General features: G+C 35.7%; 22 protein-coding genes. 15 read left to right on the top strand and 7 right to left on the bottom strand.

The genetic code is table 11. The annotated features are described in order from the left end of the window. Positions 1–44 precede the first annotated feature (44 nt). Positions 45–1,130: a tyrosine-type recombinase/integrase gene (locus tag CIK00_RS15330; protein ID WP_167388569.1), complete on the top strand. Its 1,086-nt coding sequence runs from the start codon at positions 45–47 to the stop codon at positions 1,128–1,130. A 48-nt stretch (positions 1,131–1,178) separates the two neighbouring features. On the opposite strand, the gene CIK00_RS15325 is transcribed toward CIK00_RS15330, so the two are convergent. From CIK00_RS15325 to CIK00_RS15315, 3 genes are read right to left on the bottom strand one after another with little or no spacing between them, the layout of a single operon-like run. After that, positions 1,179–1,556, bottom strand: coding sequence for an H-NS family histone-like protein (locus CIK00_RS15325; protein ID WP_065208019.1), 378 nt, complete (start codon positions 1,554–1,556; stop codon positions 1,179–1,181). Beyond that, the gene (locus CIK00_RS15320; protein ID WP_065208020.1) at positions 1,553–2,125 is read right to left on the bottom strand and encodes a hypothetical protein; all 573 of its coding nucleotides are present in this window, start codon (positions 2,123–2,125) and stop codon (positions 1,553–1,555) included. Before CIK00_RS15320 ends, CIK00_RS15325 begins: the two co-directional genes overlap by 4 nt. 56 nt (positions 2,126–2,181) lie before the next feature. Beyond that, positions 2,182–2,901, bottom strand: a complete 720-nt coding sequence (locus CIK00_RS15315) for a ParA family protein (protein WP_065208021.1) — start codon at positions 2,899–2,901, stop codon at positions 2,182–2,184. A 322-nt stretch (positions 2,902–3,223) separates the two neighbouring features. Between CIK00_RS15315 and mobH the strand changes: the two genes are divergently transcribed. The 7 genes from mobH to CIK00_RS15280 all read left to right on the top strand — a co-directional run bounded on the left by mobH (position 3,224) and on the right by CIK00_RS15280 (position 10,597). Continuing rightward, the gene (gene mobH / locus CIK00_RS15310) at positions 3,224–5,494 is read left to right on the top strand and encodes a MobH family relaxase (protein ID WP_065208022.1); all 2,271 of its coding nucleotides are present in this window, start codon (positions 3,224–3,226) and stop codon (positions 5,492–5,494) included. A gap of 285 nt (positions 5,495–5,779) precedes the next feature. After that, positions 5,780–6,853, top strand: a complete 1,074-nt coding sequence (locus tag CIK00_RS15305; RefSeq protein ID WP_065208023.1) for a hypothetical protein — start codon at positions 5,780–5,782, stop codon at positions 6,851–6,853. Between the two features lie 48 nt (positions 6,854–6,901). After that, entirely contained in the window at positions 6,902–7,360 is a 459-nt protein-coding gene (locus CIK00_RS15300; protein ID WP_065208024.1) for a hypothetical protein, read from the top strand. Positions 7,361–7,638: 278 nt separating this feature from the next. Continuing rightward, the gene (locus tag CIK00_RS15295) at positions 7,639–8,586 is read left to right on the top strand and encodes a hypothetical protein (protein ID WP_065190159.1); all 948 of its coding nucleotides are present in this window, start codon (positions 7,639–7,641) and stop codon (positions 8,584–8,586) included. An 18-nt stretch (positions 8,587–8,604) separates the two neighbouring features. Beyond that, positions 8,605–8,880: a hypothetical protein gene (locus CIK00_RS15290; RefSeq protein WP_065190158.1), complete on the top strand. Its 276-nt coding sequence runs from the start codon at positions 8,605–8,607 to the stop codon at positions 8,878–8,880. Between the two features lie 23 nt (positions 8,881–8,903). Then, positions 8,904–9,677 (top strand): hypothetical protein, encoded by a 774-nt coding sequence (locus CIK00_RS15285; protein ID WP_065208025.1) that lies wholly within the window; start codon positions 8,904–8,906, stop codon positions 9,675–9,677. Positions 9,678–9,763: 86 nt separating this feature from the next. Next, positions 9,764–10,597, top strand: coding sequence for an AcaB family transcriptional regulator (locus CIK00_RS15280; protein ID WP_065208026.1), 834 nt, complete (start codon positions 9,764–9,766; stop codon positions 10,595–10,597). A gap of 511 nt (positions 10,598–11,108) precedes the next feature. On the opposite strand, the gene CIK00_RS15275 is transcribed toward CIK00_RS15280, so the two are convergent. The 3 genes from CIK00_RS15275 to CIK00_RS15265 all read right to left on the bottom strand — a co-directional run bounded on the left by CIK00_RS15275 (position 11,109) and on the right by CIK00_RS15265 (position 13,475). Further along, positions 11,109–11,513: a hypothetical protein gene (locus tag CIK00_RS15275; RefSeq protein ID WP_065208027.1), complete on the bottom strand. Its 405-nt coding sequence runs from the start codon at positions 11,511–11,513 to the stop codon at positions 11,109–11,111. Between the two features lie 51 nt (positions 11,514–11,564). Then, the gene (locus tag CIK00_RS15270) at positions 11,565–12,437 is read right to left on the bottom strand and encodes an NYN domain-containing protein (RefSeq protein WP_065208028.1); all 873 of its coding nucleotides are present in this window, start codon (positions 12,435–12,437) and stop codon (positions 11,565–11,567) included. Positions 12,438–12,605: 168 nt separating this feature from the next. Next, positions 12,606–13,475: a helix-turn-helix domain-containing protein gene (locus tag CIK00_RS15265; protein WP_065208029.1), complete on the bottom strand. Its 870-nt coding sequence runs from the start codon at positions 13,473–13,475 to the stop codon at positions 12,606–12,608. Positions 13,476–14,671: 1,196 nt separating this feature from the next. On the opposite strand from CIK00_RS15265, the gene CIK00_RS15260 reads away from it, so the two are divergent. After that, positions 14,672–15,115 (top strand): hypothetical protein, encoded by a 444-nt coding sequence (locus CIK00_RS15260; protein ID WP_065208030.1) that lies wholly within the window; start codon positions 14,672–14,674, stop codon positions 15,113–15,115. A gap of 59 nt (positions 15,116–15,174) precedes the next feature. On the opposite strand, the gene CIK00_RS15255 is transcribed toward CIK00_RS15260, so the two are convergent. Further along, positions 15,175–15,966 (bottom strand): HNH endonuclease, encoded by a 792-nt coding sequence (locus tag CIK00_RS15255; RefSeq protein ID WP_065208031.1) that lies wholly within the window; start codon positions 15,964–15,966, stop codon positions 15,175–15,177. 196 nt (positions 15,967–16,162) lie between these two features. Between CIK00_RS15255 and CIK00_RS15250 the strand changes: the two genes are divergently transcribed. From CIK00_RS15250 to CIK00_RS15225, 6 genes are all read left to right on the top strand, one after another. Further along, on the top strand, positions 16,163–16,984 hold the full coding sequence (locus CIK00_RS15250; RefSeq protein WP_065208032.1) for a PDDEXK family nuclease: 822 nt from the start codon (positions 16,163–16,165) through the stop codon (positions 16,982–16,984). 513 nt (positions 16,985–17,497) lie between these two features. Further along, positions 17,498–17,860 (top strand): hypothetical protein, encoded by a 363-nt coding sequence (locus CIK00_RS15245; protein WP_144043174.1) that lies wholly within the window; start codon positions 17,498–17,500, stop codon positions 17,858–17,860. A gap of 1,992 nt (positions 17,861–19,852) precedes the next feature. Beyond that, on the top strand, positions 19,853–20,524 hold the full coding sequence (locus CIK00_RS15240) for a hypothetical protein (protein WP_065208034.1): 672 nt from the start codon (positions 19,853–19,855) through the stop codon (positions 20,522–20,524). A gap of 12 nt (positions 20,525–20,536) precedes the next feature. Further along, a complete protein-coding gene (locus tag CIK00_RS15235) occupies positions 20,537–21,286 on the top strand; it encodes a hypothetical protein (RefSeq protein WP_065208035.1) in 750 nt (249 codons plus the stop codon). Between the two features lie 165 nt (positions 21,287–21,451). Beyond that, a complete protein-coding gene (locus CIK00_RS15230; protein ID WP_065189939.1) occupies positions 21,452–21,643 on the top strand; it encodes a hypothetical protein in 192 nt (63 codons plus the stop codon). Further along, on the top strand, positions 21,636–22,013 hold the full coding sequence (locus tag CIK00_RS15225) for a hypothetical protein (RefSeq protein ID WP_065208036.1): 378 nt from the start codon (positions 21,636–21,638) through the stop codon (positions 22,011–22,013). Before CIK00_RS15230 ends, CIK00_RS15225 begins: the two co-directional genes overlap by 8 nt. The last annotated feature ends 132 nt before the right edge of the window (positions 22,014–22,145 follow it).

The raw sequence follows: 22,145 nt of genomic DNA, 5'->3' as shown, positions 1-22,145 counted from the left end.
CTATTATATACACTAACAGCCAGGGGTTAAGCGACAATCTAACCGTGACAGAAATACGTAATCAGCGTGAATTAGCTTCAACATATGATAAGTTTAGAGATCCTAGTACGCCTTTTTCAACGCTTGTCGTTGAAGTTGACCGTATGAGTTCTGAGTTCCGCAATACCGATATTGTCGCTACTTCTACAATCGGTAATGATGTTTCTCTCCATGATGTGAAGCTTGCATTAGTGCGCTGGCTTGAGATCATCAATAACAAATATGCTGAGAATACAATCAAATCACTCAACTATGATTTGACCATTTACATCGACCTTTGCCATAAACACCAGCTCAATCCTTTTAATATTTCTTGCCGTGAGTTCATTAGCCTATCAGAACAACGTAGAGCCGAATGTAAACCAGCAACAATGGCAAGATGGTGCAACTCGGTATCAAAGTTTTATCAGGCATTAAACATCATTAACCCAATGCAAGATGAACTGGTTAAGTCCGTATTCATAAAACATAGAAAAGATAAAGGTGGTGGTCAGGGACAGGCAAGAGGCATGACATTTGAACAACTAGATACTATATACGATATGCTTAGTGAATCTGATTCACTTGCTGATATTCGTGATCTTGTTGCCTTATCTTTAATGCTGGAATGCCTAATGCGTAGAGCTGAGTTGGTATCAATAGAAATTCAACATATAAACCTAGAAAGTGAAACGCCCCTGCTCTATATATCTCGAAGCAAAACTGACCAAGACGGTTCAGATGCTACATACGTGCCTTTTTCAGAGCGCACAAGACGCATCATTGAACGCTGGCTTAATTTATCTGGTATTACTACTGGTTATTTGCTGCGTGGTCTTACGAAGTATGGGAAAGTCAGATCCACAAAACCTGCCCCTGACCTTATCAATAAGATCACTAAACGGGCATCAGAACTCTTAGGGTTAGATGTTTATTTGACTGGCCACTCAGGTCGTGTAGGCGGTATTCAAGAGTTGGTCGCAGATGGGCATAGTAATATTGCGATACAACTAAACGCAAGATTGAAAACACCAGCTATGGTTGCTAGATATGCGCGTGAAATAAATGCTGCTACATTGCCAATGAGTGAGTTCTTAAAACGTAACAAGTGATAAAATAAAAGCCCACAATGATGGGCTTCATTTTTGTATTAAACAAAATTACTTTGATAGTAAATCCTTGATGAGATCCAGGTTAATTCCTTTCTCCCGTAGTTCTTTAATCGTATCTTCTGCAGCTTTACGTTCAGCTACTTGCTGATCTTCTACTGCTTGTAATTCTGTAATTCGTTCATTAACTACTCCGGTAAAAATAGCTAAGTAATCTTGTAATTCAGACTTTTGGCTATCCCGTAATAATGCTTTCAATGTGCGTGATTTACGAATCTTCTTTAAAAAATCCTCACGTTCAAGTTCTTTTGCTACAGCGCGTGAAACCACTGGTTCTGGCGTAGTAGTGTTTTGTTGTGGAGCTTGTGTTGCTTCTGAATTTAACTGTGAACTAGTTTGATGTTGGTGGTTGGTTTTATTCTTATTCATTTCTTATCCTTTTCATCATCATTGCGTTTAACGCGAGCGTCATTTTCATTTAATTGACCAGCATTGGATAGCAACACTTCTTGGATAGCCATTTGTGCCCTAGTCATTTGATTTTGAATATCGTTAGTCGCACTTAGGATGCGCTCTACTTCCGTGCGCGTGAAACGCTCAAGAGCTCGTTCTGCTCCAAAATGTTCAACAAGAAATGTAAATCCAAGGATAGACATATACTGATCAAATTCACGACTCGTTTGCTGAGAAAAAGTTGCAGTCACATCACTTAGTTTTGCGCGTGACATAGCCGTTACTTTTGCAAAAGGGCTCATGATTAGGTTTGTGACCTTGCCATTCTTTTGCATGTAATCCATTCCTGTATATGACAACGCTTCGTGCCCTACAAGTGATAATGGATCTCTGATTTCATCGTCAGAATATGTTGTACGTTTACGTAAGCCACCAGTTTCTTGTACTTGCTTTACATTATTCTCAACAGCTTTCTTAGCTGCTCTTTTAAGTAATTCATCTGTTTGGTCGTTCGCATCGGCATCGAACATTGAATTTTTAGCCATAACCTTATTACTCTAAGTCAGGTTTGAATTTGTAAACAACAAAATCAATATAAATATTAGTCTTCATTATCCAGTTGTGCTTTGATTTCAAGGATCTCATTTACGAATACCTGAAATTGAGCTTTTGCTTTTTCTTTTGTCTCAACAACTGCAATACCTGTACGGTACATTTTCTGATATGCACCATAGGCTGTGATGTAGCTTTTCATTAACTTGATACACGAAAACTCGTCTGTACTGAACAGGGCTTCCATTTCTTTACGTTCAGGCATGTACACTGTGCTAAAAGAACGGGTATCAACCTTGTTAACAAATATGTGGCAAGGCACATCATCAACGCCTTGCACCTCTCTCATTGTGTTTATTTGCCTCAATAGACCTAAGAGCTTTTCTATTTCACCACTATCAGCTAAACACGCAGTGGTTGGGGATAAGATAATGTCAGAAAACGCACCTGCAATAACAAATTCTTCTGACTGCTTACCGCTTGTGTCAATGATAATCCAGTCATAACGAGTAATTACCTGACGTAAAAATTTAGGTATATTTGAACGCTGAATTACATATTCAAAATCAGCTTCATCACTTAAACCTAACTCATTTTGAGAGTTGGTGCGGTGAGTCAGGAATCTATCAATAGTTGCTTGTTCATCAGCGTCAAGTAACAGCACTTTGTTACCGCGCTGCGTTAGCTCTACAGCCAAATTGATTGCTGTTGTACTTTTACCAACACCACCCTTAGTGGCTGCAATTGTAACAATCGTAGCTCTGCTCATTAATCATGGCCTCGCGATAAATTAATTTGAATTTAATATTACTTAATATGTGATAAATATTGTGCGCAATAGAAAAACAATAACTTACACACTTAATTTATCGTAATTCCTATGATTATAATATTAATAATCAGTACAGTAATAGTTTTTTATTATTGCTAACGGCAAATTTTAACAATTTCTACACTGAATTGTATTTGTGTGATTCACAAAACTGAAAGGCGACTCAATCATTCTTTGGTGAAAACAGTCTAATCCAGCATTGCTTAATACTCTCTGTGATAATCACCTCAGATTATGTGGCATCAAAGGTTTATTTATTATGGGATTATTTAAAAAGAAAAATTCAAATAACGTAGCACGAGTAGATGTAAGTAAAAGTAAGATAAGTAAGGTTATAAATCCCAAAAGTGCCGATGACAAAGGGTTCTTTACCGCTTGTAGTCCAGAACAGTTACTTAATATCCATCAGCATGTAATTAGTGTTATTGACTCCAATACACGTTTGTCCCAAATGCATTTTGATATGTATTACCGTAAAACTATTGCTAACTATGCTGCTCTAGTCCAAGCATTCCCTGCGTCTGAATATCATCACCACAGTTACCCTACAGGTCTAATTGAACACTCACTAGACGTAGCTCGCGCTGCAGTGGTTTATGCGCGAAAGTTTCTTTTTACCGAAACAGGTGTTGAATCGGAAATGGAGGAGTTTTTAGATGTGTTTATGTTTGCATGTTTTACTGCTGCTCTTTTACATGATGCCGGTAAGGTGGTTACAGATCTTGATGTTGTATATTTCAATGATAAAAACCAAATTTGTGCTTGGCTACCTTTCGGTGAATCTCAATTAAAAGAAGGAACTCGATATAAGTGGCGATACAACAGCGTCCGTAATAAGTTAGCGCATGAAAGTGCTGCACCAACCTTAGTACAAACTATTGTGCCATTTGAGGGGATCTACTGGATTCGATCTCGTACACCTCGTTTATGGCAAGAATGGTTGCACACTATTGCTGGCCGTAATCAATTCGGTGGTGATATTGGTAAAGTTATTGAATACTGCGACTCTTACTCAGTCCAAAAATCAATGTCAGGTAAATCATCAAAAGACGGACAGAACACTAATACTCGCCATACCTTATCTGAACGATTCGTTATTGCGTTCCGACAACTAATTGAATCTGGTGCGCTACCACTTAATCGTAAAGGTGCTGGCGCGTGGCTGAAAGATGATTTTATCTATTTTGTATCTCAACGCGCAGTAGAGGCTGCAATACCATTAGTTAAAAATGCTGGCGGCACTGGCATACCTAATAAAGATGTAACAATCTTCTCTCTGCTCTGTGATGGTGGTGTTGCTCTACGCCATGAAGAAACCAATGATGTTGTTCATTCAATGAATATTACATTAAATGATGAAAGCTGGTCTGGTGATTTGACGTTTCTAAAAGTCGCCGTTGATACTATTGATCCAAACGGCTCTCTTGGTCTTGTCGAGGGAAATATCACTCTTGTTGATAACACCTCTAAAGCCGGTTTTAACGCAAAACGTGATGCGAAAAATGAGACTAAAAATACTGACTCTGAAAATAATGGTAGTGATAACCGTGATAGCTGTAACTCTTTAACCTCAGACCTAATGAGCAACGCCTTTTCATCCCTCGGAAGTAGTAAGGAAAAGCAACCTGCAGTTGATGGATTAAATACAACTGACTCGGCTATGGCTTCATCCCTTGATTCAATGTTTGGTGATATGGGCAAGAGAAAGCCGCAAAATGCAAACGGCAAGAACAAATCAAAGATTGTTAATCCTGCCTCTGCTGAACCTAAACCAGCAACTAATGACAATGCCTTAGATTTTGCCTCAATACTTGGTGATGATAAAAAGGTTGATACCGCTGCTGCCACTGACGAATTAATTAATATTGATAACGTCAAATTTCAAAAGCCTCGAATGAAAAAAATACCAGGGAATATTATTTCTAATAAAGAATTAAAAGATAAAGACTTAGATGAAGACACTTCTGAACTATCAATGGCAGTGCATAATAGTGCCGATGCTATTGATGCAATATTTGCTGATACAGCTAGAAGTGATGCCAACATCGTAACCAACTCCAAACAAGAAATAGATATTGATAAATTGTTTTTAGCAGATGCCAACTCGCGCAACCGAAAGACTATAGAACGCACCGATTATATTAAACAACGTGAGCAACTAATTGACTGGCTAGATAATGGTATTGCTGGTGGCAGCATTCGTTATAACAAACTTACTTCGCAATCTAACTATTGCTACAACACAAAGAATGGTTGGTTTGTTTGTCTATGGAGTGCTATCTCAGCATATAACGAAAGTAATAGTGATCAAATCAAGCTTGAACGAGTAGAGAGAGTTATTACGGAATTAAAGAACGCTCGTTTACTTCACCTTGATAACAAATCAAATGCTTGCCGTGAGGCGGTGGTAAGTAAGCATGGTGGTGAAAACATTACTTTACGAGGCGTTTATTTCAAGAAAAATTCCTTAGTAAAAGCGGCTGACAACTCAAATTATGTCAAACCATCCCTTTTTACTATTATCCCTTAATATTGCACCTGCAATATTATTTAAAAATTATAGTAATGTTACTACCAAAATCGCCTATAGCAAGGCGATTTTTTTGTTATGACTAAATCTTTTAATATCATTACATTAAGGTAAACAAGCTCAACAAACAAGCAATCATGATTTACGATTATTCTTTTTAATTGACCTTGTTAAATATTACTATAATATTACTAACACTAAGTAGCAGCAATTTTGCTGTTGCGTTTTTAACTGATTGGTTAATGCTCTACCAAGCAGTTGAATTTAAAAAATGGAATTACAAAAATGCAAAACTTTTCTACTACATCAGGTATGACTCAATCACTAGTAAAAGCGAACCTACTTGGGGCTCGTAAGATGCTAGACGAAAATTCTGTAATGATCGTTGAGGGTGAAAACAATTCTCGTCGTGGATTTATCGTTGGTGAGGCTGCATTATCAGCAGGTGAAGCATCACGAGAGTTTGGTACTCGTTTTACTAATGAGAATTGGGTTCGCACCATTGCTGCTCGCCTTGTGCTTGAACTTGGTGCTGGTAGTCACAAGATCAACTTGGCCTTAGTTGTGAATAGCGACACTATTGCAGAATTTACAGGTGATGAATTTGAAAATAATGCGACACCTGAAACGCTAGAACGTGCCCGTGCTTTATTCTCCAACATTTTCTTCCGTACTCATGACACTCGAATGTTAGATATTAAACAGTGTCATGTTGAGATAGAGAAGCTAGTCTTTGTAACTGAAATTGATGCGGTAACTAAAAGTATACCTAACGAAGTTTTAAAAGCTGTGCTGTTACAAAGTGGTTTTGGCGATACCCAATTAACTTGTATTACCAAAGGTGACAACCAAGGCTTATCTTTCCGTAAAGCTGGTATGGACGCAGCAATCCGTACTGTTGCTAACTCATTAAAGCATGAGAATATCACTAAAAGTGCTGTATTAAATGGTTGGAAAGAAGCTGTAGCTGTCGATAGTGGTCTATCTAGCGCACCATATGATTTTAGTGACGAAAAACGAAGCGTTATTAAAGATCACTTTGATGCAATTTTGCCAGAGCTAACACAAGAATACGGTGATGATTTCCGTCATTTTTCTGGTGTTGTTATTAGTGGTGGTGGTGCGAACGATAAAGATGTAGTTGATGCTGTTTGTAATTACTTTTCTAATCAACAAAAAGAGATCGTAAGTATCGCTGAACTATGTGAAGTATTTCCATGTGTAGAAAACGATGGTCTTCAAAACTCAACGGCTGCAGTTTATGGCGCATTAAAGTTTATTCAAGATTCAAACCAAACTCTTGTTGCTATTGATGCCGGTAATGGCTGGTCAAAGTCAGCTATGCGTAAATATAAATAATAATTATAATGATGCGCCCATTTTTATGGGCGCAATATGGTGCATTTCATGTCCAACAAACAAAAACCAATCCAAATACATAACCTTAATGAATCACTCCATAATTTTATTGTAACTGGTAGCGTTGATAATATTCAGTTATCACCAGAAGTAATTTTACATATTGCAAAAGTGACTAAAAATGCAGGATGGCTTGGGTGGGCAATACCTACTACAAGCCGTTCCGTTCGTTCAGCTTTATTGCTTGAATTAGCCTTGTTTACTATTCAAAATGTTAATCTTAATCAAGATAAAAATTCGATTAATAAAGCAACAAATGTCAATGAGAATAACAAAAAAGAAGAACAAACTAATACGTATATTAAAGATGAAACACCTATCCATAAGCCTACTCAGACTCAAATTGAAAACAAACCGCCCCAAGAAAATGACATTAATTTGACACCCTCACCGAAAATTGATGCTGATCGTGTAAATCGCATAAAACGAAGTTTTGGGTCTTATTAGCTCAATAAAGCAGCATTAAATGAGACTATCGGTGACATTTGTCACTGATATTTTTTATTAATAATCTGTAGCTATACCTTTTCCGCTATAACTCAGCCTTAGCAACATATTAAAACTGTCAAAAAACACTCATCTGATTAAAAAAACACCTATTAATAAGCCTCTTTTCGTGAATTATGAAGTTTTATTCAGATTTGCATAAACCCAATATTGAATTTTGATCCTACTCACGTATTGTTCGTTATGTCAGTTTAACCGTAAATTAAAACAAGGTTATGATGAACGATACAAAAACGGAGTTGGCGCGATTATGCGAGGATATAAAAATACTAACCTCAACAAGCGAATCGCAATCTAAGATAGGGTTAGCTGGTGCTATTTATGCATTAGTTAAGCTGTTTGAAAATAATAATAATTCATTTGGTTATACTGGTTTTATCGAATTAATGCGTAGGTCTGGGTTGCCAGAATTTACCATGAAATATCAGTCGTACCGCTATAACTATAATCTTGGGTTTCTATATCAATTTTCAGATCAGAAACTTTACTGTAACTGTTTAAGGAGAGGGTCTGAGGCTAAGATAAAGCTACAAAAATTAGATTTACAAGCTCAGACGAAAGTTAAAGACCTAATATCCAAACAGACATTTGTAACCATTGCTGATTTAGAGGGTTACATTCGGATTGCTAGTGGTGAATGCTCATTATCAAAAAATGAGAAAAAAAATAAGGTTGAAAAGTTACAACAAGTAATAACAGGGCTATTCCCTGCTTTAGAAAACATGGTTGTATATTCAGATGATATGCCTCGCCATTTTTATGTGAATTTCACAACGAGCATGGCCGAAACGCTTTGGGAGCAATCAATAAAAGAACAGTCTGTAGATATACAACAGTTGCTATTGGTAAATTTGCAAACGCTGTATTTTTCACTGATTGATATTAGTGCGGTTTTGCTTGATAACCGTGAACTAATTTATATAAAGAAGTTAGCAATTAGCTCCCCTCTTTATAAGAACATACCGCTTGATACAAACATACCAGATGTATTGATTGCACTGAAACGTGAGTTTCTTGGAATGTTCAAGCAAGAGCAGTTAAAAGCACTGACAGATACGTTAATGAAAGACGTAACAGATCGTAAAGCACTTTTTGAGTACATGACAGCAAGAAACGTAATGAGAACAAAAGACGAATTAGCATTAGCATTTCGTGAATTTTATTAATATTTATAGGTATGAAAAATGGCATCTATTCAATTTGCACAAAACATATTTAACTCACTACGTTTTGTTGTTGCTAATCGTTCAAACGCTGCTGGACTCGCAAAGGAATTTAGTGAAATGTTTAATCTTGAGATTAATTTAGTACGTACAATGCAAAGCCTTGATTTAACTTATGCTCAATTAAAAGAGGCTTCGATTGATCTTCCTAATCCAGACGCAGATCCACTATTAGATGAAGAAAATCGCACTAAATTTGTAACAAATATCATTAACTTATCTGATTTAACTGACTAATTTAGAGGTTAAATGCAATTTCAATGTCTAAAAAATCATGTTATGCGCAATCATCAGGCCAACAAAGTCTTTTAAGCACCAGTGTCATGAATGAATACTTGGTTAGCTTACAAGATAAACGTAGAAAAGAGAAAACAAACGAGTTCGGCATAAATAGTGATTCAGCAGATCAAATTTTAGATTCATCGAATCAACGCGCTTTTTTTATTGCTATAGATCGCTTTAGTCAGATAAAACCAAGCCGTGGTGCATGGTTCTTGTCAGAAAATACTGAGCTTTTTCTTCAAATACTTTCAGAAGCTATAACTGATTGGGAATTGATAGATGAAAGCCTTGACCTTGGTATGGCACAAACCACTATTGAGGAATTGTTTTCTATTCGTGCAAGAAACTTGAGCTTACTTACTGGTAAGGCGATTAGTAAAACATCTAACCGTACTCGTATGTCAGATAATACCGAGGTGTTAATAACAACAGAATTATTGAATCAAATAAAAGCTAACAATTCCGTATTCAGTACACGGAAATTTGTTCGTTTAATGATTCGTATATCACTAATGATAACTGGCACAGGGGCTATAGATGAAGCACGTATAGCTCCAATCATTGTGTTTATATATAACGAGCAGTTTCCATTTAAGATTGTTAGCCAAAAACGCTACTGGTTAAATGACGAACCTACTTATATAGATCTCTCACCAAAACGTGAACAACGTAAAAAACAGACTAAATCATGCGATAAACAAAAGTTGGGTGATAATAATTTTGAAGAAAAAACATATTTAGAAGATTTCTAAAGTTACAGATTAGAAAGTAATTTTGTAACTATCAAAATTAAAACCAGTGAGGCTATATGCCTCACTACCCAACTAAGGATTGTTAAATGAACGATAATTTAGACCAACCTACCGATGCCCTATCTAACCAAACAGCTAGCCTTATTTTTGGTGATATGTCGTTGTTTGAAGAAAAAGCAGTTGCAAGCGGCAGTAATGCGCGTGTAAAGAATAAAACAGGTGAACTTACTATCCAGTTTTACTCCAACAATGCTATTGGTCTATATAAAGGTGTCGCGCCAACTAAAGATGAAAAAGGTAAAATCCTCAAGCGCGGTCAAATTGGTCTAACTAAAATGGATGATGTGTTAGCTAACGTGGTAATGGCTGCGCGTAACGATGATCCGTATGCGTACCAATTACTATATAACTTGCACTTAGCCTCTAATCGTTTTGAAGCGTTAATGAAGAAATGTCGTGAAGTCTTAGAAACTGCCGTTAATGAGAAATTTACTGGCGGTGTTGGTGCTAAGTTAACTAAAGATGAAAACGCACCTGTTTTTAATGTTTTCTTGAAGACTGATTTTGGACGACATATTTTCTGGAAAGTGAAAGAGGTAGATCAGTTTGTATTAGAAAATCTATTCTGCCGTCAACACGCAATTATTCCACGCGATGCGTCAATTAAACTAAACGGTGGTCTTGCCCATGAACTGCGTAATATGTATCACTCAGCGTTTCTATGGAAGCATACTGGTGTCACTCGCAAAGATGTACTGGAAAACAATCAAGTGGCTCAACGAGCAGCAGAATTGCAACCTCACCTTGTTTTAAATCAAGGCATCATTGATGGTACTTTAACAACAATGTTCGCACCTCGTATTGTAGATCGTCCAGAAGATGTAGAACCGGTACAATCAAATAATGAAGATACGAAGTAAGTAAAATATAGCCGTTAATTTACTCATAGAAACCGAACTTAGTTCGGTTTTTTATTTTAAATATAGTTGTTAATATCAATAGTCAACTGTATCATTATAAATTCGCCAATGGCGATAAAACTATTAAAGATGGGTCGAATACCCTGTTTGCCAAGACAAAAAATATATTCGGATTGTGCGATCTAATCGCTCTATAGCTACAACCGCATCCCAATTGAAAAAGCGGTATAGAAAATTGTTGGCTTAATTTATGACTATCTAATTCTATCTGATCAAATTATACATGCCCGTCCAAAAGACGGGCTTTTTTACGCCTGTAAATCCATATTTAGCGAAATTATGGCGCATCTAGAAGCACTATTCTCAGTTTTTACCTTAAAAGTTTTATTTGTTTTTTTATATGAAGTATTCGATAGGTTTTAACTGGTAACTACAAAATTACGTCAGCTAATAATATAGTTAGTGACATTTTTATTATCCAAAGACCACAAGCAAGCCAGGCTAATTTCAGTTAACTGATAAAGTTCGGCTTGTCATTCCTTAAATATTTTTGATCTTTATTTATAAGAACTTGTGCAACCATATACAAATTCATTGCTCCATAATCTATTGCGGCTTTAGCTAATGCCTTGTCATTTGTGTGAATGAAAATATCACTATCATATTTTTTTGCTATAACACCACCAATTAACGCCATTAAATAAAAATCCGTACCATTTTTGATTAAGGGAGCTTCAAACAATACAACCCCTGTGGCTTTACACATAGTACAAAATGCCACGCTACGCCTACCAATTGTGCCATTATGCACAATTGTAATAGCAACATTATCCTTTACGCCTATTTGAGATAAAATGCGTTGAAGTATCTCTTGTGATAACTGATCACCATCAATGTAATGCCTTTCATGTTTCATTCTTTATAAATACCATTTTACATGTAATTACAGATAACTATCTGTTTTACATTATTTTGTTTTAGTTATGCGATATTTATCGTTGCCCAAAGGTGTAACTTTTAGAGTCCGTGAATGCTGATTTATGTAAATGGCAACACAAAGATGATAATTGGGATTTTTAGACAATTGCATGTACTGTTCTGTTGTAAGTCTTCGATGAACAATACGTGCAAGAGCGCAATCTAATGGTGTACTTATTTCTATCTCCAAGGTTGAATTTAAAAGGCTTATAAGAGGTAAGCTATTAACCTGCTCAAGCCAAATATCTATAGTTGAAATACTGTTAACCTCACCCTTAGTAACTAGGTGCGTTTGAAGCCCTTTAGGTGCTTTGGGTTGCTTAGGCTTGACTGATTGCTTAGGCTTAACTGGTTGCTTTGGCTTGACTGGTTGCTTTGGCTTGACTGGTTGCTTTGGCTTAACTGGTTGCTTTGGCTTAATCGCTTCTAGCTTAGTTACATCTACGAAGCTATCAGAACTACTAACAAATGTCCGACAACTAATCTTGGGGTCGCCAGCAATGATTACAGTCAAACCACTTTGAATTAGCTTATTTCTTATTGCAGCAAAATCGCTATCAGACGACATAATACAAACGTTAGTAACATTGTTATTTCTAGGATCGTTAATGAAGTCCATAACAACAACGTTTAATACATGATCGCTTGCATCTTTACCTTTCACCATACTAAAAACACAACGACAATCCAGAGAATTATTGATTGCGGTTTCTTTCCATCTTTTATCTATGAACTTTTCTGGCGCACCTATAGCTATCCGTGCGCTAACGCACCCATTTTTACATAAATGAGCAATCAGCAATCTTACATGTTGATGCTTAACATTCTCAACATCTATAAATAATGCAGTATTCATGGCCATAATTAAAATCCAGATTTAAAAACGATATGAATACTTTAAGTTAGATAATAAATTGTTCCAGCGTTAGTTATTACGTTCTGTGTTTAAATATAAAATTAAGTAATTCCGTACCACGCAATTACATTAAATAAATTTAAAACAGAGAAATAGATTTTGTTTATTGCAAAACTATTTAGCTAAGAAAAGGGTTTTAACTTCATCGATCATTGATTGAGCTAATGGGCTGATTTCATCTACTGCTTTATCGGTGACATTACCAAAATATAGTAATGTCATTTCTAGTAGCGAGTAATATCCATCGCTGCCTTTGATGAAGCCAGCAATATTACGCTCGTTCTTATTTAGAACGTTATAAACAATGCCATTATTTTTATCTATGAAATGAGATTTAGGGAGTGTTAAAAAGGCATGATCACGACTTTCGTATATTGCATACTTAGCAAAATCGTTATGAATTGAAATGATAGCATCATCCAAGCTTAATTCGGCCTCTGCTGGTACTGGTGCATTATCTTGCTTATCAATTTCTGGTGACAACGTAACAGAATAATCATCAAATACGCTAGTGGTGCTAACAGTGACATTCTCTTTTCGTTTAGCAATCACAGCTAACGCCTTATCGCGAATATCCTTTATTCGTTTTAGCGTTTTATCTTTAGCTATCTTCACACGCGCCTTGTAATCCCCTATAAGAGAATCAATTACATCAGGCATGACAAGATATGAATTAGGTAGTCGCTCTGGTAAGCCAGCGTTATTGCGAGAGCTATTTGTTATAACAACAATAATACCTTTCTCTGCTAGAGTCTTTGTGTGTCTCAAAATTGTACGCACACTGACACCACGCTTTTTCGCTAACGTATCAACCTTAACTGTGCAGCTAAGGAATGATTCATCGTCCTTGTGCATATTAATAAATGAACTAATGGCCGTAAAAGTTTTTTGAACATTGCCATGAACATTTAAAAACTTAGCTGTAGTAGCCAGTTGTTTACTGGTATTTACTTGATAGTTTGAAAGGCAACTAGAAGTGATCATGTAAATTACCACCATCAATAGCCAAATTATCGCTTGGGTAAGCGTTAATGTAGATGACTAAATGATCTATGGGGTAATTTAGGTAGAGCTTATGTGGGATATACATTTCTTAGAGTTCCTTGACATTGATATTAACAATGCATGGATTAAGAACAGTTGGTAGCTGGTAATATCATGCATTGGTGTACATCATAATCAAAAGTAATTTGATTTGTAAAGAATAAAAGATCAAATACCGATCATTAAGCAGAATCTTTAACTCTTTCTTTGAATTTCAGGCACAAAAAAACCGCCTGTCAAGGTAAGCGGTTTTTATGTCCAAGTTTCGCCTTGGAAGCGGTTTTTACGTGCTGCCGACACCACTCGATGCCTACACGCCCTTTCGGGATTAAGAAGATCATAGAAAAAAAATTGTGAGATAGCAACAATTTTCAGAGCTTTTTGATTATTTCTAAACTTTTAATTTAAAAATTAACCATCTGGACAAAGAATCACACAGATTTTAGTCAAAACATTACAGCGACGTTCGCTTTAAGAAAAACAAACAAGACGTTGTTATCCCCTTTGTATTTCTCTCTTACTCGATCAAATCTCATAAGACCAACAGCTAACAACAACTAATTGTTTTTAACTGTTCAATAGCTGTTCCTGATTGTTTATAGCTGTTTATTAACTGTTAAGAATAAGGAAAGTGTCACACATATACATCTTGAACAGGACAACCTAAGACAATATTGAAAATGCCATTTATGCTCAACCTTGATTATGACATAAGTAAGCATACTTGATAGTGTCATATTACTACACTCTTGAATGTGACAGAATTATTGTAAGTCATTGATAAATTAAATCAAAAAACACGGGTACTTAGCAAATGTAAAAAGATGCTAGATTGCGAATCTGTTTTAACGTATTGATGAAAAAACAAGCAGTCAGTTAACTAATTCCAAATAAATAAATAAATTTTTTTCCCCTAAAATTCACTACACCACAGGTATTTATGAAAAAAAGCATCGTTAAAAAGTTATCGGGACGATAAATAGAGACTCAAAGTTAAATAAAAACTCAAAAACATGTTTTCTGGGTTAATTTCCCATTTTTAAACCATTTTCCACCTCTCTTGCTCAGTGATATTTATTGCGATATATCTAGTTAAAACCACCAATCACCCAACTCTATAAATAGGAATTAACTAAATGCGCAAACTAGATGAATACAGTCAAATTGATGAAAACAACAATGAACTAAATAAAATCGGTGAAAGTATTCATGAGCTTGTAGAGCTACTAGATGAAAAGCTGAAAACCTTACTGCAGGAAACCACAAACGAGAATGGAGATAACCTGGCTGAATTATTAAGCCAGTTTGAAGATAAGAAAGAGTCCATTAAAGAAGTTGTCTGTGATGCTGTCGGTGAAATGGAGGCGTACTACGATGATCGTACTGAAAAGTGGCAATCTAGCTTCCGTGGTGAATGTTTCAACGAATGGCGTAGTGCATGGGGTGATGCTTTAAGTACGTTTGAAGAAATGGAGGTAGAAGTCTTTTGGAATACTGAGTTTCAAGATAAAGGCATGGTTACAATCGACTCTGGTATACCAGAAAAATTTGAATTGCCAAGTGAGAGCCCTGAATACTAATCGTTTTTGTTGTTTGCAAAAACAATGCAATAAATAGCCGGTGCTTAACCGGCTACAGCCTAGATAGCTTGCAGATTCTCAAATTGCTGGCGGTGATCTACAAGGTATTTTGCATGTTCTTGTTTGGTTTTGATTTTTATATCAGAAGTAATACCGACTAAGGCGTAATCTTTAAAAGCCTTAGATATAAGTATCGTTCCATCATCATTAAAACTAATAAGATAGCGATCAAAAGCCTTATCTAACGTTGCTACCAATAGTAAACCGTTATTAGGGTCTAAACGTTCTTCGTTAGTTGAACGTGACCACGGCTTTATATGACTAGCAACAAGTAAAGCCTCGTCTGTACAGCCTGTAACAGCACAGCCTTGCCATTCCATTAGTAAGTCAGAACGATATTTACCTTGCCCTATACGTGCTGATATTAAACGCTTCTTTTCTGTTTCTCTTATGGTTTCATCAGCATTAATTACGGCAATATCATTTGCCGCGCTTTGTTCCTGATCCGATAACAAAGCTATTGGCTGTAACTCATTGCGCTTGATCAATAGCTTCATCTGGTGAGCTATACTTATATCTAAAGTATTCTTATTTAAGCTCTTTGTTTTTACATAAAATCTGGCACTGTAACTAGCTCTGTAATCATCACGAGATAGTAATCTTATTATGATAACGTCATTGTTATTGTTGTTTTTAAGGGTACTTCCCCAAGCAAAGAAGCGGTTGTATTCAAGGTTGGTTTCAACAAAGAATAATTTCACATCAATACCCTGCTGAGAAACGTGGTATTTGTATTCTTCCTTACCATCCGAATAGCTAAAGAATGGTAGAGGTATTGTAAGTAGGGACATTAATTAAACCATATAAGGAAGTAATTTTGTAGGAATCAATATTACCATAACAATAGCTTACTTCTTCTTTTGTATCAGCAAACTACGTAAATATAATGGCCACTTTATTTTGTTACAACATAGGCGCGACTTGAATCATTTTTTTATTATTTAACAATACAAGGCTACAACAAAAATCATACATGGAATTATATATATGGCTGGTTTATGCCTAACAAATGATGAAGTAAATAAGTTGCTAGAAAAGCAACAGAACATGAAAAAGCGTGGGATAAAAAGTGGTAGTGGTCGTGAGTTTGATTTGTCTTCACTCCAAGGTCGTGACAGCACAACTTCTGTAGCAAGGATTAGAAAAGCCAAAGAAAAAGCTGGTATGGGGGCTGGTGGACATACTGGAAATGATAGAACGGATAAACCATCAGAAAAATATCTAGCTGTATTAAAGCAAGGGATTAATACCTTATATCTACCCGACTGGTTAGTTACCTATATCAAAGATGATGATGAACTGGCTACTACAATTTGCGTTAAAGGCTATGAGGCAAAATCACCACATGTTATAGCACTAGCTCAATTAGCCAAAGATCCAATCTTAATGACTGGACGGAAAAAGACAGTAGAAAAAAAAGGTAAAAAAGCCAACTATGAACACTATATACAAGTTCGTGTTTTTTATGAGTTAGAACGTTTCTACCCTGATATTTATAAGCTAACAAAAGCCGTACCTAATGGTGGTCTAAGGCATGATTCAGTTGGTTGGGAAATGTTGGCTGAGGGGCAAAAAACAGGCTCACCGGATATAGATATTGAAGTAGCAAAAGGTAAATACTTTGGAATGAAGCTAGAAGTAAAAACAGAGAGTAACAAGGCCACCGCGATGCAGTTAGATAAAATTGAACTGTATAATGATGCTGGATTTTACGCTGTAGTACGTAATGGATTTGATAATTGTTGGTCTGCAATTATTGAATACATTAGCTTGCCTGATTTCGATTTTAAAACGGACTTAAACGCATAATCACTATGAAGCCCTTTCATTTAAAGATAGGGCTTTTTTGTTACAGTTAAACCTAACTTAACCATTAGTTCTAATTACTAACTAATCAAATGAAACAATATAGGATTGTAATGCTCTTTGATCGCCATGCTCAATTTGAGAATGGCTGGTGGATTATATCTTGACTAAGAGTTAGCACCAGGGCGAACGTTAAAGATAAACTCACAGCCAGATCACTATCCCCTACTTTTAGTATCTTTCATCATTTCCAATACCATTTATCTCTTATATTTTCGTCTTTTTACACAAACAATAGCTATTGCTAGTGCACATAATTTTATTTCTATTACAAACAAGCACATCAGGACATTGTTCATTTTTTGTTTTTCTTCTTATGTTTTAAACAATTATTTCAGCTTTGTTTTTCTGATTAGCAAGAGTGAAAGTTGAGAGGTTTTGTGAAAAATGAGTAAATGGAACTATAAAAAGTAACCGTACAAACTATTAAAAATCCATAATAATAAGTGAGTTAATTTGAATATTTACGAAAAAGCAATTTCATGCTGCAAGGATAAAGCAAAATTCAAAACCTTATCAATGCTAGAAAGTGATGCGATCAATTATCTTGTAAATGACCTTGTAACTGGTGTTTGTGAGTTTAAGCGAGATTCATTAAATCGAGGGGTTAATGATGAACATATTAATATTCGTATTGATCATATACCTACGCGAAAAAACCTTAATGACACAAATTATTTTCTTTTAAATGCACTAAAAAACAGTAAAAAAGCCGTCCTAATAACAATGCACAATGCTAACTTTAGCAAAGAAATACATTTTATTGCTGAATCTAAATCAGCAATAAAAGCGACAATCGCACTACGTGGTTTTCAATAAACCCTGATCATACTTATACCATTTAACACAAGTTGTGCACTGTAATCACCTTTCATAACCGTCTTGTTTTAGTTTGTAGTTCGCAAGTATCACCAACCGAATATCTTTGATGGTTGCGAATATCCCTGCTCAATTATTTCAAAGATAAGCATAAACCTTAGAACCAATATGTGCCGATTATCGTTTTTATAGGCGAAATAAGTTATGAACAAGTAATGCTTCTTTTGTCTTTTAATGAGGAAATATTGAAGATCGCTTAAAATAGACAAACTCAATATTACGAAAAATATTTATCCAATAGGTAATCAGCAACATCAAAGCAATCTTAAACACCTCGAAATTTCATGCCTCTTTATGATTTTTTGGTGTCAAATTACGACAAATATATGTCGTTTTACGATCAAACCATGCCTAAATGTGAAACCAGTCATGCCACTTTACGAAATTACCATGCCGCTTTTGCCGCGTTTTCAATGCAAAAATATGCTTCAAATTGCCCTATTTAAAATTTATTTATTTAAGATAAATAATAAACGACCGACCAAACTGGTTTGTTGAGGGAGTTTTGGCGAAAGCCGTATTTAACCATTTATATACCTATTTAAAATTTAGCCCATTTAGATTGAGGGCTCTTTTTTGATCGTAAGTGTTTTCATTGGTGACGAACGTAAGTGAGGTACTTTTAATAATTGGCCTGTATTGACAGTGATAACGACTGAACAATTTTATTAAAAGCGACTGATCGTAAAACTCGAATGTAAAGTTATCTGGGTGATCTAAAAATTGGCAGCCAAGGATCAAAGTTGGGTTGTTAATCCTGTTTGAGTATCAATGAATTATTTTGGTTATTTTAAAAGTTATAATTCCACGCTGTTCTTGCTTAACTTGTTTTAGTTGTTGCTGAACAAAAATAATCTGAGAGTTAAAAAATAATTAGTAACCGGTATGAGAAAAAATTGAATTTAAAAGTAAGTATTCTTGCTCTTGTGAAATTTAACCAACTGGTATGTTTTTGTGAGTTGTAATTTACAAAGGTTGGTGAACGAAACATAATTGATCTTGCAACTTGCACGATCACATTGATTAAGCTGTTCTGTGTTGGAATGCTAACCTGTGATACCCAAACCCTACAAAAACGAACAGATACACTTACATAAAACTCACTCAGGGCGACCCTAAGCCACTTTAAGTGCTATATAGCTACCATCGGGAAACCAAACACCCAAAAACCGCTTATTGGTGTCTTACAGGCGTAATTTACGACTAAAAATAGTGTCATTTTTAATAAAGGATCATGTTTAGGATCTATATTTGGGTAGATTTTAGATATTTGGGTCTAAATCCATCAAAAGTGAGTAAAAATAGGGTTTGCACAATTACTGATAAATGATCTGAATAATTAATTTTGTTTTATACAAGATTAACTATCTTGTTTTATTAGATGATGAAGATCTAAATTTCGATTGAAGTTTCTTTGTTCCAACTCCCACATGCACAAACCAGCGTTTTAATTCTTTAAGGTATATAAGATTAAATATTGAGTGCTACCCTATCTCTGGTGTCGAATAGATTGTGATCAGTGCTTTCTCTAGTTACTGATGTTAGCAGTACAATTACTTTATTAGTGTCGAATTAATAATGATGTTGTTTGCATTATTGGACTTTGTCCTTACCTACATTCCACCAGCACAAAATAGATAGGTAAAAGGATCACAAGACACTTGGTTTACTTGGTGGTAATTGGCCATTGTTGTTTACAGTTTTAATTATTTAAAATTTACCGTATTCATTTTTACTATTCTGTTCTTGATCTTGTTTGTTTTCATCGTGCCCACAACGCTGTTCTGCTATTGAATGTTCTTGTTCTGTTATGGTGTTATCAATCTAGTAATTTATTTCTTTGTTTTATTTATGAGTTACCAGAGGTGACGCTTGATGAAGTTCGTCGTGCAGTTAGTCTTGGGGGATGAAAGGCAACGAAGTATTTAAGAAATGAGTAACAGTGAAATCATAGGATCACATTTTGAACTGGCATTACTTTGGGGAAAAGAAATATCAATTCAGTTAATTTCGTCACGAACTGGTTTCAGTAAGCGCACAGTACAAAGTGTCATAAAGGGTTATTTAATTAATAGTGATGAAACTGTGAGTTATAGCCGTACTAAACAAAGTTATGTGGCCACAGATTTGTTTAAGCCAAAGTACGTTAAGTCAGGTAGTTTTAGTTACTTAAAGTTTTTGCGAACATCAAATCTAAATGACGTATTACTTAGCCCTATATTAAGTGGTTCATTACGAGTAGATGATTTTGTATCTAACAATTTTAACTCACAATCATGTGAAGAAACGACACGAACAATCATAAGGAACATGGTCACAAGAAATGAGTTGTCGTTTATTGGTGGTGTTAATACTACTGGTGAGTTGGGTTCAATGGTTGTGTATGACATTGCATTAACCGTGCTTGGTTATGTGTTGAGAGGTTATGACATTGCATCAAAGAGTTATGGTTGTTTATTGTTAAACGAAATCGAGAAAGCAAAAGAGACAGGTATAAGTTGTTCATTAAGTCACAGCGAGTTAGATAAAGATTGGAACGAGCTAGTAGCTATTGGTGTCCCTTACCCTATCCGCAAGCCCCTTATTGAATTATTAGAAATATAGAATGGTGAGAGTATGACCGTAGTAAATATGTTTTCTGAGACACAAAGTAAAGATGCATTAATCATTAACAAGTACGCACGAAAGGTTGAGCGATTGGTTAGTGCGATTAACTTCACCTTACCAAGTGATCAGTTTCTTGTTTGGTATGAGCAATTATCAAATCAGTTATTGGATGGATTGGGTTTAACTGGTGAGGATGGTTCATACAACTATGCATTAATTCATTTGAGTTTACGTTTTTTAAATAGTGAGGTTGTACGTTGCCAGATTGATGCTGAGGTACATACGCATGACTGGCTAGAAAGCGATGTAAGTGTGGTGTGTGATCGTGTTACGGAGGCTTTGCATTGTTCTAAATCAAATGGCATTGGTTTGGGTGATTTGAAATGCGTTGGTGAGTTTATCAAGGTTCAAGATCAAGAAACGTTTGATGCAAATCAGAAGATGGTTAACTCGGACGTTTCACTTGGCCAATATTTATTAGGTGCAGCAATCTTAACGAACAACAAGGCGGCACATAGATTAAGTCTAATGTCTGACTATGATGATTCAACGTTCATCAAGATGATGCTAAAGCTGTATTCACAATATGCGCTATCGTTGTTTCCACTTGAGTACATGACGGAAGTTCAATACATGGAGTTATGGTCTATCTGTGAGGTTGTGAGCGGTTCAGGTAAAGAGATTATGTATAATTACAGTCCATCTACATTAGTTAAGTTTATTGAGTATCTATCAACTGATTTAGATATTTCGATTTAGGCCACCAGCATAAATTAAAAGATGATGCCCACGCTTGTAGTTTGTGGGTTTCGTTTTTGTTGTTTTCAAAAACTATAAACAATATCTCATTAACTAACTAAAACCATTTTACCTATCAACTGGAATTACCATTACATCATCTAATAAGAACAAAGGAGAAACGTAATGAGCCCTACAGCTAGAATTAAATTTTCTCAACTAATCAAAATTCGTAGTCGTTCGATATTAAAGAAAGCAAAGGTAAAAGAAGCCTTAAAAATGCAAAAGCAGTCACGTAGTTTGAATCGCCAATTAAAGAAAGTAAGTGCCAAGACATTTGACTGGTCAGCGTCAGTTAAGCGAGTGACTAATGATTAATTCTGCTAACCCACGAATTGTAAAAAAGCTATCGGTAAAAGCTAAAGATTATTTTAAGGGGCTACCGATTGAATATAGTCATGCGTCAAGTGTTTGCACTGTGTATGGAAAGCTCGTTGTTGGAACGCCTATTGTTCGTTTTGCTGTGCATGATTGTGGTGAGCCTGAGATAGTTTGCTTGTGGTCATTATTAAAAAGTTTCTTCGTTAACACACAAGCAAGGTTTGTTTACTCTGGTGAGCAATGGTTATGGGGGAAGAAGCCTACACCTGAGAACGTAATGACCTGGGCGTATTGGGAACAAGGTTCGATTGATAAGTTAATCCCTACCTTGCCAATCTTATACGTAAAGGCTGATTTGTATGAATGATCTTATGTTAGTGCAAGTTAGTAATGTCACATAACTCTCCCAGATAGAAATGTCACACTGTGTCAGATTCTTTCATCAAGGCTATATTCATGGCTCGTTGTTGTGCAGCTCGGCTAATGTTCCTTTTACTTC

The sequence above is a fragment of the Photobacterium carnosum genome, assembly GCF_002849605.1.
GTDB lineage: Bacteria > Pseudomonadota > Gammaproteobacteria > Enterobacterales > Vibrionaceae > Photobacterium > Photobacterium carnosum.
This window is presented reverse-complemented; position numbering and strand designations above follow the sequence as displayed.